We start from the raw sequence: 15,119 nt of genomic DNA, 5'->3' as shown, positions 1-15,119 counted from the left end.
GGTCAACTCAGATGATCGTAGTGCTGCCTGCAAAAAAAAACGAATTGCAGACAGCGACAGCATTACATCTTTTTGAATTTGGTTTTAGCAGCAGACACACACATGTCCTTAGCTGTTCCGACTAAGGCATTGCATTTTTCCAGTGCGACGTCATAGTTAGCATCCTGTTTATCGCTGCTAGCTTCAGAACGGGCATCATTCACTTTTTTTACCGCGCTTGCATTAGCAATCGCTGCAATTCTGGCAGCATCAGCTTTCTTGACACAAACATCTTTATCATTGCCAACCTGGCTGCCGCACATTGCTTTAGCTACCGCAAAATCTGCATTAGCGATTTCTTTTGCGCTTGCGGCTCTGGCTTTTTCTGTATTCTCCATGGCCGCTTTTGCCGTCGCTACCATGCGAATCCGGGCTGATTTCGCTTCAGCGATACAGATATCTTTAGGATTATCTTTCATGGCATCACACTTCTGTGCAGCCTCACGATATTCCCTCTCAGCTGTTTCTTTTTTTTGCTTATATTCTGTCTTTGCTTCTGGTGTCGCGGCCCATACAGCACCGGTACAAGCAAACAGGCAGACTAGCGCTGTCGTCATTAATGGTTTCATTTTTTCCTCTGGAGGTAAATTGCGTTGAATAACAATTGTTGTGCAGACTGATCGCAAACAATGCGTGGTCAAGCTCGCAAAGTACCGACTCACTTGAAGATGACATGCATCGCTGCGCCGGAAATTCCGGTGCATCATCTTCTACCGGAAACAGCCTTCAGCTCTGTTCGCAGACCCACATAGAGGACGTAATGTGCTTGCAGCGCAAGGCTTTAAGGTGTTGATGACCTAAGCCTTAAATGTCCTTAGCGCGGTCGCTTGATACGGCACATAAGCATAGGCATAGACATAGGCAGAAAAATTTTTGGCGAATTTTATTGCCAATGGTAATATACAAAAATACACCACACATTGAAGCAGCAGCGCTGTCTGGCTGCTTCCTGAACAATTTTCAGACATGACACACATATGAAATCAGCGATAGAAAATAAACTTTGGTTTAGCGTGCTCATCACCTTAATCGCCCTGTTGTGTACCAATTTGCTGTTTTCGCGCGCCCACATCCCCCTCTACGACGCAGAGCTGTTCTCGGCGACACAAATTATTTATCTGTTTTGCTGGTTTGGATTTGAGCGGATTTTTAAATTGAGCTTTTCGCTGATTTTTATACTGAGCAGATCAGAACAAACACCTAAAGCCACCGGCGCCCCTGGCAACACCCAGTTGCAGGATATTCCGCCAGCTGTACAGCGCTCAGACAGGCTGAATTAAGGGCTAAATCCGCATAGTTAAGACGCGTCGCGATGCGCCTTACGAAAGAGTTGTAGCTTCATAAAATGGACTCGGCGATAAGAGAAACGAATGAACGAAAACCTAAAAAAGGCATTGCTATTTATCTATTTATCGGCATGGATTAGTATATTTGTACTTTCTTGGTTTTATTGGAATGCGTTAAGTTGGCCTCAAACCGTATTTCTGGTTTTTTGCGAAATTTTTCTTGTTCCGGATTTATCGAGCGCCAGACCAATTTTTTTCAAAAAAATAAAAAATAAAAGTCGTAACGCGAAAATCTAAGGCGCATCACGATCTGCCCAACAGGATTGCGGCTTACCGCTTTGTAATTGGAAGCATTAGGATCGTAGGGCGCATCGTGATGCGCCGCATGGCTTAGTCGTCGTAATCAAGATTGTTCAAGTCCCCGCCTGCCCAGTCGTAAGGATAAACGCCCACTTCCACCAAACGATGAAAGGTCGAATAAGGCCAATCTGCGACTCTCTCAACCAGGCCATGCTTGAGTGGGTTGATATGAACATAATCCATATGTGCCGCAAAATCCTGCTCATCACGTATCAGATGTTCCCAATACCGGCGTTGCCAAATGCCGCGCTCACCACGACGTAAGCGAACCGAGGAGCGGGTTTCTGTTAAAGGAATGCTTTTTGAAAATCCATCTTTGATCAAACGCCAACGTGTCGCAAAATAGCTGTCACCCTGAGGCAATTCAATCACGCAATGCAGGTGATCCGGTAACACTACCCACGCATGAATGATGAATGGATAACGCGCTTTCACCACGCGAACCGATATACGCAATTCTGCGATATGCCGGATCAGCAAATCATTGCCGGTTCGCTCAAGCAAGTTGACAGTAAAAAAATAGGTACCGCCCGGATGCCAGACGCGTCGATAGTTTGGCATAGTCTTCACCACATTCCATGCGGCGCATCACGATGCGCCCTACGGAGATTACGCATCACCGCGTTTTCACTTCAAATGAAAAATTTTCTTTATTTTTTCGTCTTTCGCGGGATATACGTCAACTTCCCCAATCAAACCAATTCCCAAACCGCCATATATTTTTGAGTTTTGTAAAATCAATATATAACTGTCTCCAAACGTAACCAAAACATTTAGATATCTATATGGTTCACTAATCGGCATCCCAATTGGCATTAATACAAACTGTTTCAGATAAGCGTCAGAGTACAAAATAATTTCGTCATTTTTTTTACTTCGTTTTTTAAACTCATCTCTGTCGATAATATTGGCGTCTAACATCTTCTCTAATTGAAAACTCATTGCTTTCGCGTTTCGCAAATCGGCATCACTTTTTTTCAAATCAGCCTTCTTGTCGGGATTGGGCATTGGGATAACCCAACTAACAGGGATACGAATTCCAGAAATAAACTGTTCTCCAGCAATGACTTTATCTATTTCAAAACTCATTTCAAAAATAGCCCTATTACCGTCAAGTCGCTCTGGAATTGTTGTTTTATATGGCAAAACCAATCTACCTAGCACAACTATCTTTGCATTAGACAAACTCATTGAGATGCTCTTCTCAATCGAATAGGCTGGGAGTAGGTACTTAGGCTCCGCAAATGCATCAACCATCGATAAAGCTATTAACAATAGTGCGAAATAAATATTTTTCATTAAGGTCGCCCCCACAAGTAGGGCGCATCGCGATGCGCCGCACGGAATTTTCATCGCAATCAAGAATAATCAAATCACAAGCTACCTAATCGTAAGCGTAAACGAGCTCTTTCAGCAAACGATAAAGCGCGAATCAGGCCGATATGCAAGGCTATTCCATAAGCCATGTCTGAATGGCTCGCTTCGCGTTGCGAAGATGCGGCGCATCGCGATGCGCCCTGCCACGTCGTTTGAGGCCGGGCTTGTCGCTGCTATTGATTGAAATTAATCCTCTGCGCTGCCCGGCAAAGTCAGGCGGCCAGTGTGGTAGTCGTATTCATAGACTTCGCCGTAGCGGCCCCATTCGACGGCGACTTCGAGTACGCGTTTGGCTTCTTTCTCTTTGAGGAATTCCTGCAGCAGATCCAGTACCGGCTGCTCAGCTACACTACCGCTGGGCTCACGTTCCAGTTCGCGCCGGATGTGGGCGACCAGCGGTACATGGGTCAGGCATTGCTGGCCAAAGATGTCCTGCTTCAGCGATTGCTCTGCATGTACATATTGCTGGCCCAATGCGGTCAGCAATATGTCGCCTTTTTCCAGACTGGCCAGACCCAGCATGCTCAGTGCCTCGTAAGTCGGGAATAAATCCTCGTCTGATAATTCAGCTTCTTCCGCCAGTTCCGGCAAATCGGCACGCCCCAGGAAAGGCGCTTCGGCCAGCATATCGAGGATGCCTTCGATGCGGCTGATGGTGGTTTCCGGTAAGCGATAACCGAGATGGCGCGCTGCTGATTCAGGATGGCTGTCGCCTTGCGCGCGCATGGTCATCAGGCCGTAGACTTCATCGATCAGTGCCCTGACTTCCAGCGAATCCGGATCACGCGGACGTGGTAAATCGACCGGTATTTCACAACGCACGGTGCCAGGATCGCTGGTCAGCAATACGATGCGGTCGGCCATCATGACGGCTTCTTCGATATTATGCGAGACGATCAGGATGCCCTTGGTCGGGATTTTTTTCTGTTCCCACAATTCCAGCATATCGTTGCGCAAGGTCTCACCGGTCAGCACATCGAGTGCGGAGAAAGCTTCATCCATCAGCAAAATATCGGGATTGGTGACCAATGCACGCGCAATGCCGACGCGCTGCTTCATGCCGCCTGAAAGTTCGCGTGGCAAAGCACCACCAAAGCCGGACAAGCCAATCAGCTCCAGCACCGCATCGGCACGTACGGTGCGCTCAGCCTGCGGTACGCCCTGCGCCTCCAGACCCAGTTCCACATTCTGTTGTACCGTCAGCCAGGGGAATAACGCGAAGGATTGAAACACCATTGCGATGCCGGATACCGGCTGATTGATTTCACGTTCGCGGTATTTGACCTCGCCATGATCAGCGCTGATCAGGCCTGCCATAATTCGCAATAAGGTGGATTTGCCGGAACCTGATTTCCCTAACAAGGCGACGATTTCGCCTTCTTTTAACTGAAAATCGACTTTATCCAGGATCACCCTGGCCTGCCCGTCTGAGGCAGTGAAGGATTTTGCGACACGCTGTAAATCCAGTAAATTTTTTTGCATCATGACTTACTCCTTGTGCAGTGCCTGCCTCTTGCAGTCACCGCCGGTATGTATGTTTGTTTGTACGTCGGTAATCATCGCCGGGCCATGCCGCTTGCGATAGTTTGGTTTGTCCGTGCGTTGTTGTAGCTGTGCTTCAGCGCAGATGCTGATCGGCCAGCACGTATAATTTGCGCCAGAAAAAACGATTCAGCAGCATCACAAATACGCACATCACACCGATGCCGAGCGCAATACGATGAAAGTCGCCCGCTTCCGTCATTTGCTTGATATAGCTGCCCAGCCCATCGGCCATCAGCGTGGTATCGCCCCAGGTTACGTATTCAGCCACAATACTCGCATTCCAGGAGCCGCCGCTGGCCGTAATCGCACCGGTGATATAGCTGGGGAATACAGCGGGCAAATACACCCGTTTCCACTTGAGCCAGCCTTTGAGGCCCAGATTATCCGCAGCCAGCCTTAACTCATTTGGAATCGCGGCGGCACCGGCAATCACGTTAAACAGGATGTACCACTGGGTACCAAATACCATTAACGGACTGAGCCAGATATTCGGTGTCAAATCCAGCTTCACCATCACCAATACCACCAGCGGGAACATCAGATTGACCGGAAATGCGGCGAGAAATTGCGCAATTGCCTGCACCCCTTGCGAATACTTAGGCCGTAAGCCTATCCAGATCGCGACCGGCACCCAGAACAGCGAGGCGATGGCAATCAGCAGCATCACACGCAACAAGGTCAGTGCACCTAAGCCGACCACATGGGCGACCTCGCGCCAACCGACCACGCTATGTATGAACTGTAGTAATTGCAGCGTTGCGACCAGCATGGCGCATACCAGCGCAATATCAAAGGCTCTGGCCAGCCAGGGCAACTGCATGATGCGCCGTTTAGGGCGTGGCACGGTGTCTGGCTGCAGGCGGAACCAGCCTATCATCACCGCCAGTCGGCGCCACATCGCCAGGCTCAGACGCCTGACCCAATGGCTGTTACGCATCCAGCGTAAGACCCAGGAATCGGGAGGAATTTCACCTGGGTTTTCTTCAAAGCGAAATTTATCGGCCCAGGCCAGCAAAGGCCGGAAAAATAACTGATCGTAGACCAGGATGCCTGTCATCATCGCCAGGATGGCCCAGACGATGGCGGTGCCATCGCGCGCATCAATCGCGACTGCGATATACGAACCGATACCGGGCAGGCGTATGTCTTGCCCGGCCACAGAAATCGCTTCTGCTGCGACCAGGAAGAACCAGCCACCGGACATGGACATCATCATATTCCATAACAAACCCGGTATCGCGAATGGCAAATCCAGACGCCAGAAACGCTGCCAGGGCGAGAGCCGGAATACACTGGCGGCTTCCTGTAACTCTGGCGGTATAGTGCGCATGGATTGATACAGGCTGAATGCCATATTCCAGGCTTGCGAGGTGAAGATCGCGAAAATCGCCGCGCATTCCACACCGAGCAAATTACCCGGAAAAAAGGCGATGAACGGCGCAATCGCAATCGCCTGAAAACCCAGGATGGGCACAGATTGCAGGATATCCAGCGCCGGTATCATGACTTTTTCTGCAGTCAGGTATTTGGCCGCAATGGCGGCAAAAATCAGACTGAACAGCAGAGAAAATGCCAGCGCCGTAAACATGCGCAGTATCGTGCGCAGCAGGTAATACGGCAAATACCAGGGATCGAGCGATACCGGCAGCACATCCCCGACCGCAAATGGCCGGCTCATTTGCAGCGCAGCAAAGGTCAGCAAGCCCAGCAATGCCAGAAAAACCGGCAATAAAATCCAGTCCCATTTATTCGGACCACGCATTAGCTTGTCCGATTTGGATTGTAGTGAAAACAGATTAAACACTGGCACCTCCACAGAGGTGACAGCTAAGGATGTAGAAAAACATGCGTACTCCCCTGCCTCAGATCAAGTATCTGAAGCCAAACAAATTTGCACGTACGCTGAAGAACGCAGCCTTGAGAGGCCAGCGTGACGACGTGAAATCAATTGAAATTGTGGGTGAGAGAAGGCGCGCCTGAGCGCAGATCCGCTACCCGCCTGATGGCAAGGTAGCAGCGTTAGGACTGCTTACATTGCCATGGTGAAGTCGCAATAGCGACAACTATAACTTTCCACAGAATGAGCTCCGAAATGATGAAGTCCGCAATGTAACACGGGAGCAAAAACAGAAGCAATATGCTGCAACGCAAAATATGAGAAATGAACGTATTTTTTTGTATCAGCGCATCGTCCGGGCACGCCTTTACAGGCGGGCTGATGGCAGCAATCGCGCGCTGTTGCCGCCAATGAGCAATGTGGTGGTGTACGGAAAAATAAGGGGGAAGGAAAAACGCTGGATCCCTGCCTGCGCAGGGATGACGTGATCTCAGATATAGCACTTGTTGCTTGTGAAGGCTGCCCCACGCCCGCAAAGTGTGGCGCGAAGCAGGCTGCGCGCACAGCTACTGACATATTTTGCTTCTATCAGTTGCTTATATCTGCGGCTTATTTCTTTTGCTGGCTGGCGAATTCGGCAAAAACTTCCAGAATATCGTCACGCCGGTTGGCTTTGGCGAAATCCTGAGCAGTCTGACCCGCGGCATTTTTCAAGCTGGCATCCGCGCCCTCTTCCAGCAATAATTTAACGACTGCTTTTTTGCCAAACTGTACTGCCATCATCAGTGGCGTGGTTTTATTGGGCGACTCGGTATCGATATAAGCGTGGTGCTCTAACAGCAAAGCGACCAGCTCGGTCTTACCGCTGGCTGCAGCATAGTGCAATGCCGCCCAGCCGGGTTGATTAACCTCAGCGCCTTTGGTGATCAGCTTTTGCGCGATTTCGGTCTGCCCCAGATAGCTTGCCATCATAAGTGCAGTATCGCCATTATTGGCATGGGCTTCCAGCTGTATGCCCGGTGTATTGATGAGCGCATCCACCACCTTGTAAGACTTTTCGCGGATTGCCATCATCAGCAAACTTTCGCCACGATGCGGCTCTTTCACATTCAGATCCTGGCCCTTGCGGAATAAGTCCTGCATAGTTCCTACATCATTAAATCTGACGGCGAAAAATAAATCATCGATCTCTGCCGCCTGCACAGCCAGTGTAGCGGTCAGCAACGCAGCAGCGCACAGTGTGCGTACAAATGGCAGTATCAGCATGAGTTAAGCTTCCCTGGCAAATTGAAACAGACGGAAAAAATTCTCGGTGGTGGCTTGCTGTACCTCGAGCACGGAAATACCGCGCAAATCCGCCAAAAATTCGCCTACGTGTTTGACATAGGCCGGCTCGTTCATCTTGCCACGGAAAGGTACCGGTGCCAGATACGGCGAGTCGGTTTCGATCAGGATGCGATCCAGCGGCAAGGCTTTGGCGACTGCCTGCAAGTCTTTAGCGCTTTTAAAGGTGAGGATGCCGGAAAATGAAATATAAAAGCCCATTTCCACCGCCGCCTGCGCGACTTCCAGCGACTCGGTAAAGCAATGCATGACGCCTGCCACACCGCCCTGATCGGTACCGGCGCCCTCTTCGCGCATAATCCGTATTGTGTCTGCCGAAGCAGCTCTGGTATGAATAATCAGCGGCTTACGGCTCAGGCGCGAAGCGCGTATATGCTGACGAAAGCGCTCACGCTGCCATTCCAGATCGCCTTGCAAGCGGAAGTAATCGAGGCCGGTTTCGCCGATGGCGATGATTTTCGGATGCTGGGCCAGCTCCATTAACTGCTGCGCACTGGGCTCAGGCGTGTCTTCATAATCCGGATGCACACCGACCGAGGCGTAGATATGCGGATATTGCTCGGCCAAGGCCAATACCTGCGGGAAGTCCGGCAAATCCACCGACACACATAAAGCATGGGTGACCCCGTTGTTTTGCATGTTCTGCATCAGCTCAGGCAGTTTGGCGGCAAGCTCAGGAAAATTGATATGGCAATGTGAATCGATATACATGGATAAGCAAAAAACGGTTTTTAAGTAAACAGGCACTAGTGTACGTTAAGGCGCAAGATGGCGCTGTAGCTTTGGGGTCAGTCCAAAAAAATGCCGCGTGGTGCGCGGCATTTGAAGACTGATTGGTACGGCTTATTTGTGTGCCTGAATCACATCCAGCACCGCCTGCGCTGAGAGATTGGCGGTATCGCGCAACAGACTGTGATGCATGTCTGTGAAGCGTTGTTTGAGCCGGTTTTGCAAGGCATCGTCATTCAGTTGCTGCCAGATCGCCTCTGCCAATGCCTGTGGCGTTGCCGCCGATTGCAGAAATTCCGGCACTACAAATTCTTTTTCCAGAATATTCGGCAAACCTATCCAGGGTTGATAGCCCATATGACGCAAAATCTGCCAGGAAGCTTCCATCATCTTATAGGCGATCACCATAGGCTTTTTGTACAAAGCCACTTCCAGCGAGGCGGTTCCCGATGCGACCAGCACTGCATCCGCTGCAGCCATCACGGTATGTGAACGTCCATCCACCAGCAAAACCGGCACGCCTTCCAGACCTGCGGCCACCACCAGCTTGATGTAATACGCTCTTTGCTTATTCCCTGCCATCGGCACCACGATCTGCAAATTCGGATCGCGGTCGGTCAAAATTTTAGCGGCGCGAATAAAGGCTTCGGTATTGTATTTAATTTCTGAAATACGGCTGCCTGGCAAAATCGCGACTACTTTGAAGCGCGGGTCCAACCCCAGTTCATCACGTGCAGCGGCAGTGTCAATCTCAACAGGGATGACTTGTGCCAGCGGATGGCCGACATAGGTCACAGGAATACCTGCTTGCTGATAAATCTGCTCCTCAAACGGGAAGACTACCAGCATGTGTGAAACGGCTTCAGCGATTTTTTTGATGCGGCCAGCGCGCCAGGCCCAGATGGAAGGGCTGATGTAATGCATGGTCGGGATACCGGCCTGCTTCAACTGAATTTCCAGGTCCAGATTAAAGTCTGGCGCATCAACGCCAATAAATACATCTGGCCGCTCATCCAGCAAGCGCTGTTTCAATTGCTTGCGGATACCGCTGATTTCGCGGTAATGCGCAAGCACTTCAAACAAACCGCGTACCGACAGCTTATCCATAGGCCAGTCATTGACAAAGCCATGTTCCGCCATCCGTGGCCCGCCTATGCCATGCATCAGCGAATCAGGTAACCTGGGGCGCAAACCGGACAACATGCGGGCCGCCAGCATATCGCCGGAAGTCTCACCGGCGACCATAGAAATGATAGGACGAGTCACAACACTATCCTGTTTCAGCGCACGATGCCGCGCGTGGACACATCGAGGAAGCCACGCATTTGCTGCACAGGGAGCTGCGCCTCTGCACTCAGTTCAGTCACATAGGTATCCAGACTTTGCTTAGCTTCGTCCAGCGTCAAACCGGATTTGTAAATCAGCTTGTATGCATGGCGGATCGCATTCAATTGCTCGCGTGTGTAGCCACGGCGTTTCAAGCCTTCCAGATTCACACCGTGTGCCTGTGCCGGATTACCCGATAACAGAACGAACGGCGGCACATCCTGCGTCAGGCTGGTATTCATGCCAACAAAAGCATGCGCACCGATCTGACAGAACTGGTGAACCGCAGAAAAGCCGCTCATGATCACCCAGTCACCTACGTGAACATGGCCAGCCAAAGCGGCATTATTGGAAAATATGGTGTGATTGCCGACGACGCAGTCATGCGCAATATGCACATAAGCGAGGAACCAGTTATCACTGCCGATACGGGTAATTCCTTTGTCCTGGGTAGTGCCGCAGTTGAAGGTACAGAATTCCCGGATCAGATTACGGTCACCGATTTCCAGATAAGTGACTTCGCCGCCATACTTTTTATCCTGAGGTGGACCACCGATGGATGAATACGCATGAAAGTGATTATCACTGCCTATGGTAGTATGCCCATCGATCACGACATGTGGGCCTATCTTGGTTCTGGCACCAATCTTGACATGCGGTCCTATGATGGAATACGGCCCCACCTCTACAGTACTGTCGAGCTGGGCGTTCGGATCAATCAGTGCTGTGGGATGAATAGCCATTACTTCTCCGCTGAGTCGTCAGTGGAACGCATGGTGCACATCAGTTCGCCTTCTACCGCCAACTGACCATCTACCGTTGCGCGCGCCTGATATTTCCAGATACCGCGTGCCACTTTGGTGATTTCCACTTCCATTTTTAACTGATCGCCAGGTTCAACCGGACGTTTAAAACGCGCGCCATCAATACCCAGAAAATACACCAGAGTTTTTTCATCCGGTTTTTTTCCCATGGTCAGGAAGGACAAAATCGCCGCCGTCTGCGCCATCGCTTCTATCATCAGCACGCCAGGCATGACAGGCTTATTCGGAAAATGCCCGTTAAAAAATTCTTCATTCGCAGTGACATTTTTAATCGCAGTGATACGCTTACCGCTTTCCCAATCCAATACGCGATCTACCAGTAACATCGGGTAGCGGTGAGGTAAATATTCTTTGATCTGGTTAATGTCGAGAGAATTCATGATTTGTCTGCTAAAACTTTAATTGTTTTTTCTAATTCGCGAACTTTTTCGCGCATGGAAGGAAGATTACGCACGATGACCGCACTCTTTTCCCAATCCGCATTTTTCGCTAAAGGGTAAAAACCAGTGTATTGCCCCGGCTCCAGTATCGAGCGCGAAACCATACTACCGGACGAAATATGTACATTGTCGACGATAGTCAGGTGCCCAAGCACCATCGCGGCGCCGCCAAATGTACAGTGTTTGCCGATTTTTGCACTACCGGCAACGCCGACACAACCTGCCATCGCAGTATGCGCTCCTATATGGCAGTTATGTCCAATTTGAATCTGATTATCCAGCTTGACACCATCTTCGATGATGGTGTCAGCCAGTGCACCACGGTCTATGCTGGTGTTGGCACCGATTTCCACATCATTACCAATCACCACGCGACCGGTTTGCGGTATCTTTATCCAGCGCCCTTTTTCATTGGCGAAGCCAAATCCATCGGCACCGATTACCGCACCCGAATGAATGATGCCGTGAGTGCCAATGACGCAATAGTCGTATACGGTCGCATTAGCATGAATCAAGGTATGCGCGCCGATTTCCACGCCGCGACCGATCACCACACCTGCTTCCAGCACTGCGTGTTCACCAATCACAGCTTCTGCTTCTATGCTCACATGCGGGCCTATGCTGGCAGACGCATGCACCACCGCAGCCGGGCTGACCCAGGCTGTCGGATGTACACCAGTCACAGCAGGGATTTTATTGAGCTCAGCAAACAACTGTGCGGTACGCGCAAAATAGACGTAAGGGTTGGCGAAAATGATGCAGGCACCCTGATAGCTGCTACGAATATATTCATAATCAGCTTCAGTCACGATCAGCGCAGCGGCTTTCGTGCTGGCCGCCTGCTGTTTTAATTTTGAATTGGAGAGAAATGTGAGCTGACTGGCATCGGCATCGCTCAACGGAGCAATACCGCTTACGGTCAAATCAGGAGAGCCTATCAATTGACCACCGAAGCGATCGACCAATTCTCCCAGCCGAATGCTTGTGGTGGTCATGATTATTTAGTGAGTGCTTTAAGAACCTTGTCGGTGATATCAATACGTGGATTGTGGTATACCGCGTCCTGCAATACCAGATCGTATTTTTCAGCTTCAGCGATCTGCTTCACGATCTTGGATGCACGCTCCAGCAAGGCCGCAATTTCTTCATTTTTACGTTGATTCAGATCTTCGCTGAAAACACGTTGTTTGCGCTTAATATCCTGATCCAGATCAGCCAGTTCACGCTGACGCTTGATACGGTCAGACTCCCCCAATACCGGCGCGTCTTTATCAAATTTCTCTGCCAGGATACGGAATTTGTTTGCCATATCCTGCAGATCTTTATTGCGTTTGGAAAATTCCTGTTCTATCTTAACTTCTGCTGCTTTCGCAGGCGCGGATTCACGAATCACGCGCTGCGAATCAAAAATAGCGACCTTAGAATCCTGTGCATGCACTTGAGAGACGCTCACCAAGCAAGCCGCACAAATCATCAAGCGTTGGAACAATTTGGACGGTGTAATCAGTTGACTCAAAATAATCTCCATAACACTAAGCACAGCAAACACATATAGCAAACATAGCCACGCGAATCAGAACCCGGTACCCATTTGGAACTGGAAGCCCTGCTTCTTATCGCCTTCCTTGGCATTCAGCGCACGGCCAAAGCTCAGTTTCAAAGGACCTACGGGCGATATCCAGCTTATACCGATACCTGCGCCTAAACGTAAGTCACTGTAGCGTATACGTTGACCTTCATCAAATACCTGACCGGCATCAAGGAAAGTAAACCAGCGCAGCGACTTGTCTGCACCTGGGAACGGCACCTGTAATTCTACATTACCTAACAAGCGTTTAGCACCACCCTGAGAATCACCCTGCGGTGTTCTTGTGCCCAGAGAGGACGGCTCGTAACCACGTACCGAACCAATACCACCGGCATAGAAGTTTTTAAATACCGGGTAAGGATTGCCGCCCAAACCATGACCATAATCGAATTCACCGTTCAGTGCCAGCGTAACGGAACGATAAATTGGCTGGAAGTACTGCGCCTGATAAATCGCACGATAATAGCGATAGTTACCAAGGGCTGCCAGCTCAAGATTGGCACGCTGGTAGCGACCGATCGTCGGCGTCAATACACTGTCACGACTATCACGCTGCCAGGCTACAGTCAGCGGATAGGAACTGGTGGTCGCGGTGCCGATACCATAAGTCGTCAAATCCGTAATGTCTTTACCGCCATTACCAAAATTCGCAACGTAAGTTTTGTACAAATTTGGGCTGGTAAAGTCAGTCTGCACCTTGGTGCGCTCTACACCAATTCCAAAAAACACAGTATCGACTTCTGAGAATGGCACACCGAAACGCAGGTTACCGCCTATGGACTGAATCTTATAGTAAGAATAAGAACCAAGGATAGGGTTAGTCGTGCGCAGGAAGCCATCAACACTGCGGCTGATACCATCATCTGTGAAGTAAGGATCGGTATGTGCCAGCACAATGGTACGGTTCTGGCGGCTGGTATTAACTTCCAGACCTATCGTATCACCACTACCGAAAGCATTGGCCTGACTGACCGAACCCGACAAAGTCAGGCGTTCTGCACTGGAGTAACCGGCACCAAACATCAAATTACCGGTCGGTTTTTCTTTGATGCTCAGATTGACATCTACCTGATCGGCACTGGTCGCCACTTCCGGCGTTTCCAGTTTCACGTCTTCAAAGTAGCCAAGACGTTCAACGCGATCACGTGAAGCCTTAATCTTGGCACCATCGTACCAGCTGCTTTCAAACTGACGGAATTCACGGCGTATCACTTCATCGCGGGTACGGGTATTACCTGCCAGGTTGATACGGCGCACGTACACGCGCTTGCCAGCATCGACCGCGACGTTGAATGCCACTTCTTTTTTCTCTTTGTCCAGCTGCGGAATCGCATTCACGTTCGCAAATGCATAACCAAAGTTCCCCATGCGCTCAGAAATACGTTTGGTACTTTCGGTCAGACGCGCCGCATTATAGACATTGCCTTTTTTGAGCAGCATCAGGGACGCCAACTCTTCTTCGCGGCCAAACATATCGCCTTCCAGCTTCACGTCGGAGACAGTGTACTTGTCGCCTTCGGTCAGATTGATCGCGATATAGATATTCTTTTTGTCCGGGCTGATGGAAATCTGGGTCGATAAAATCTGCATCTCCAGATAGCCACGGTTCTGGTAGAAGGAAATCAGGGTCTCGATATCACCAGAGAGTTTTTGCTTGGAATACTGATCAGCCTTGGTGTACCAGGAGAACCAGGTAGGCGTATTCAAGGCCATCAGATCACGTAACTCACCGTCGGAAAACGCTTTATTACCGGTGATTTTAATTTCTGCAATACGCGCGATCTCACCTTCATCCACCGCAAAGGTAACGCGTACACGGTTACGCTCTATCGGTGTGATGGTGGTCGTGATTTTCATGCCATACAAACCTTTGGACAGGTATTGACGTTTCAATTCCTGCTCGGCACGATCCACTGTCGCTTTATCAAAAATCCGGGATTCGCCTATGCCGATATCCTTGAGCGCTTTAACCAGTGCGTCTTTTTCAAATTCCTTGGTCCCGGTGAATTCCACACCGGCAATGGTTGGACGCTCTTCCAGCAATACAACCAGCACCCCATCCTGCTCTTCAATCTGGATGTCTTTGAAAAATCCGGTTGCATATAAAGACTTGATTGCCGTAGTGCTCTTGGAATCATCAAATACATCACCGACTTTGACTGGCAGATAACTGAAAACAGTTCCTGCCTCTGTTCTTTGCAAGCCTTCAACCCGGATGTCCTTGACGGTGAATGGCTGGATGGCGAATGCACTACCGGAGCAAAGTGCTAAGGCTGCGAGAGCCAGTGAACGACGACGAAAATGTGGCAAAGTAAAATGCTCTATATGTAATTTCATTGGGTATAAAGTTCTTTCAATACTAGGACTCAGGTAAAACCGATTTCATCCGTTCTGGTCAGGAATTCAGCCAGTAAATGCTTCAGT

General features: G+C 49.9%; 14 protein-coding genes. 1 reads left to right on the top strand and 13 read right to left on the bottom strand.

The features are described 5' to 3' along the window. Positions 1 to 62 precede the first annotated feature (62 nt). From EYB48_RS01215 to EYB48_RS01195, 5 genes are all read right to left on the bottom strand, one after another. On the bottom strand, positions 63 to 608 hold the full coding sequence (locus EYB48_RS01215; RefSeq protein WP_162018457.1) for a hypothetical protein: 546 nt from the start codon (positions 606 to 608) through the stop codon (positions 63 to 65). Positions 609 to 1,715: 1,107 nt separating this feature from the next. Further along, on the bottom strand, positions 1,716 to 2,246 hold the full coding sequence (locus tag EYB48_RS01210) for an REP-associated tyrosine transposase (RefSeq protein WP_162018456.1): 531 nt from the start codon (positions 2,244 to 2,246) through the stop codon (positions 1,716 to 1,718). A 66-nt stretch (positions 2,247 to 2,312) separates the two neighbouring features. Continuing rightward, positions 2,313 to 2,984, bottom strand: a complete 672-nt coding sequence (locus EYB48_RS01205; RefSeq protein WP_162018455.1) for a hypothetical protein — start codon at positions 2,982 to 2,984, stop codon at positions 2,313 to 2,315. A 264-nt stretch (positions 2,985 to 3,248) separates the two neighbouring features. Further along, a complete protein-coding gene (locus EYB48_RS01200) occupies positions 3,249 to 4,547 on the bottom strand; it encodes an ABC transporter ATP-binding protein (RefSeq protein ID WP_162018454.1) in 1,299 nt (432 codons plus the stop codon). Between the two features lie 133 nt (positions 4,548 to 4,680). Continuing rightward, a complete protein-coding gene (locus EYB48_RS01195) occupies positions 4,681 to 6,369 on the bottom strand; it encodes an ABC transporter permease (protein WP_162018453.1) in 1,689 nt (562 codons plus the stop codon). 392 nt (positions 6,370 to 6,761) lie between these two features. Here EYB48_RS01195 and EYB48_RS19090 point away from each other — a divergent pair, with 392 nt between their 5' ends. Continuing rightward, positions 6,762 to 6,932, top strand: a complete 171-nt coding sequence (locus EYB48_RS19090; protein WP_235934827.1) for a hypothetical protein — start codon at positions 6,762 to 6,764, stop codon at positions 6,930 to 6,932. Positions 6,933 to 7,053: 121 nt separating this feature from the next. On the opposite strand, the gene EYB48_RS01190 is transcribed toward EYB48_RS19090, so the two are convergent. The 8 genes from EYB48_RS01190 to bamA all read right to left on the bottom strand — a co-directional run bounded on the left by EYB48_RS01190 (position 7,054) and on the right by bamA (position 15,032). After that, positions 7,054 to 7,710, bottom strand: coding sequence for an ankyrin repeat domain-containing protein (locus EYB48_RS01190; protein WP_162018452.1), 657 nt, complete (start codon positions 7,708 to 7,710; stop codon positions 7,054 to 7,056). A gap of 3 nt (positions 7,711 to 7,713) precedes the next feature. Continuing rightward, positions 7,714 to 8,499 carry a TatD family hydrolase gene (locus EYB48_RS01185; protein WP_162018451.1) on the bottom strand — a complete coding sequence of 262 codons (786 nt, stop codon included), beginning with the start codon at positions 8,497 to 8,499 and terminating at the stop codon, positions 7,714 to 7,716. Between the two features lie 132 nt (positions 8,500 to 8,631). Further along, positions 8,632 to 9,783 carry a lipid-A-disaccharide synthase gene (gene lpxB / locus EYB48_RS01180; protein WP_328823216.1) on the bottom strand — a complete coding sequence of 384 codons (1,152 nt, stop codon included), beginning with the start codon at positions 9,781 to 9,783 and terminating at the stop codon, positions 8,632 to 8,634. A 14-nt stretch (positions 9,784 to 9,797) separates the two neighbouring features. After that, positions 9,798 to 10,586: an acyl-ACP--UDP-N-acetylglucosamine O-acyltransferase gene (gene lpxA / locus EYB48_RS01175; RefSeq protein WP_162018450.1), complete on the bottom strand. Its 789-nt coding sequence runs from the start codon at positions 10,584 to 10,586 to the stop codon at positions 9,798 to 9,800. Next, positions 10,586 to 11,047, bottom strand: a complete 462-nt coding sequence (fabZ, locus tag EYB48_RS01170) for a 3-hydroxyacyl-ACP dehydratase FabZ (protein ID WP_162018449.1) — start codon at positions 11,045 to 11,047, stop codon at positions 10,586 to 10,588. The genes lpxA and fabZ overlap by 1 nt, the downstream gene beginning before the upstream one ends. Beyond that, positions 11,044 to 12,102 carry a UDP-3-O-(3-hydroxymyristoyl)glucosamine N-acyltransferase gene (lpxD, locus tag EYB48_RS01165; protein ID WP_162018448.1) on the bottom strand — a complete coding sequence of 353 codons (1,059 nt, stop codon included), beginning with the start codon at positions 12,100 to 12,102 and terminating at the stop codon, positions 11,044 to 11,046. Before lpxD ends, fabZ begins: the two co-directional genes overlap by 4 nt. A 2-nt stretch (positions 12,103 to 12,104) precedes the next feature. Beyond that, complete coding sequence (locus EYB48_RS01160) at positions 12,105 to 12,635, bottom strand: OmpH/Skp family outer membrane protein (protein ID WP_162018447.1); 531 nt, start codon at positions 12,633 to 12,635, stop codon at positions 12,105 to 12,107. 45 nt (positions 12,636 to 12,680) lie between these two features. Further along, positions 12,681 to 15,032, bottom strand: a complete 2,352-nt coding sequence (gene bamA / locus EYB48_RS01155; RefSeq protein ID WP_162018446.1) for an outer membrane protein assembly factor BamA — start codon at positions 15,030 to 15,032, stop codon at positions 12,681 to 12,683. Between the last annotated feature and the right edge of the window lie 87 nt (positions 15,033 to 15,119).

Source organism: Cognatundibacterium crateris (genome assembly GCF_010078235.1).
GTDB lineage: Bacteria > Pseudomonadota > Gammaproteobacteria > Burkholderiales > Burkholderiaceae_D > Undibacterium > Undibacterium crateris.
The sequence above is the reverse complement of the archived record's forward strand: the minus strand, read 5'-3'. Positions and strand labels throughout refer to the sequence as shown.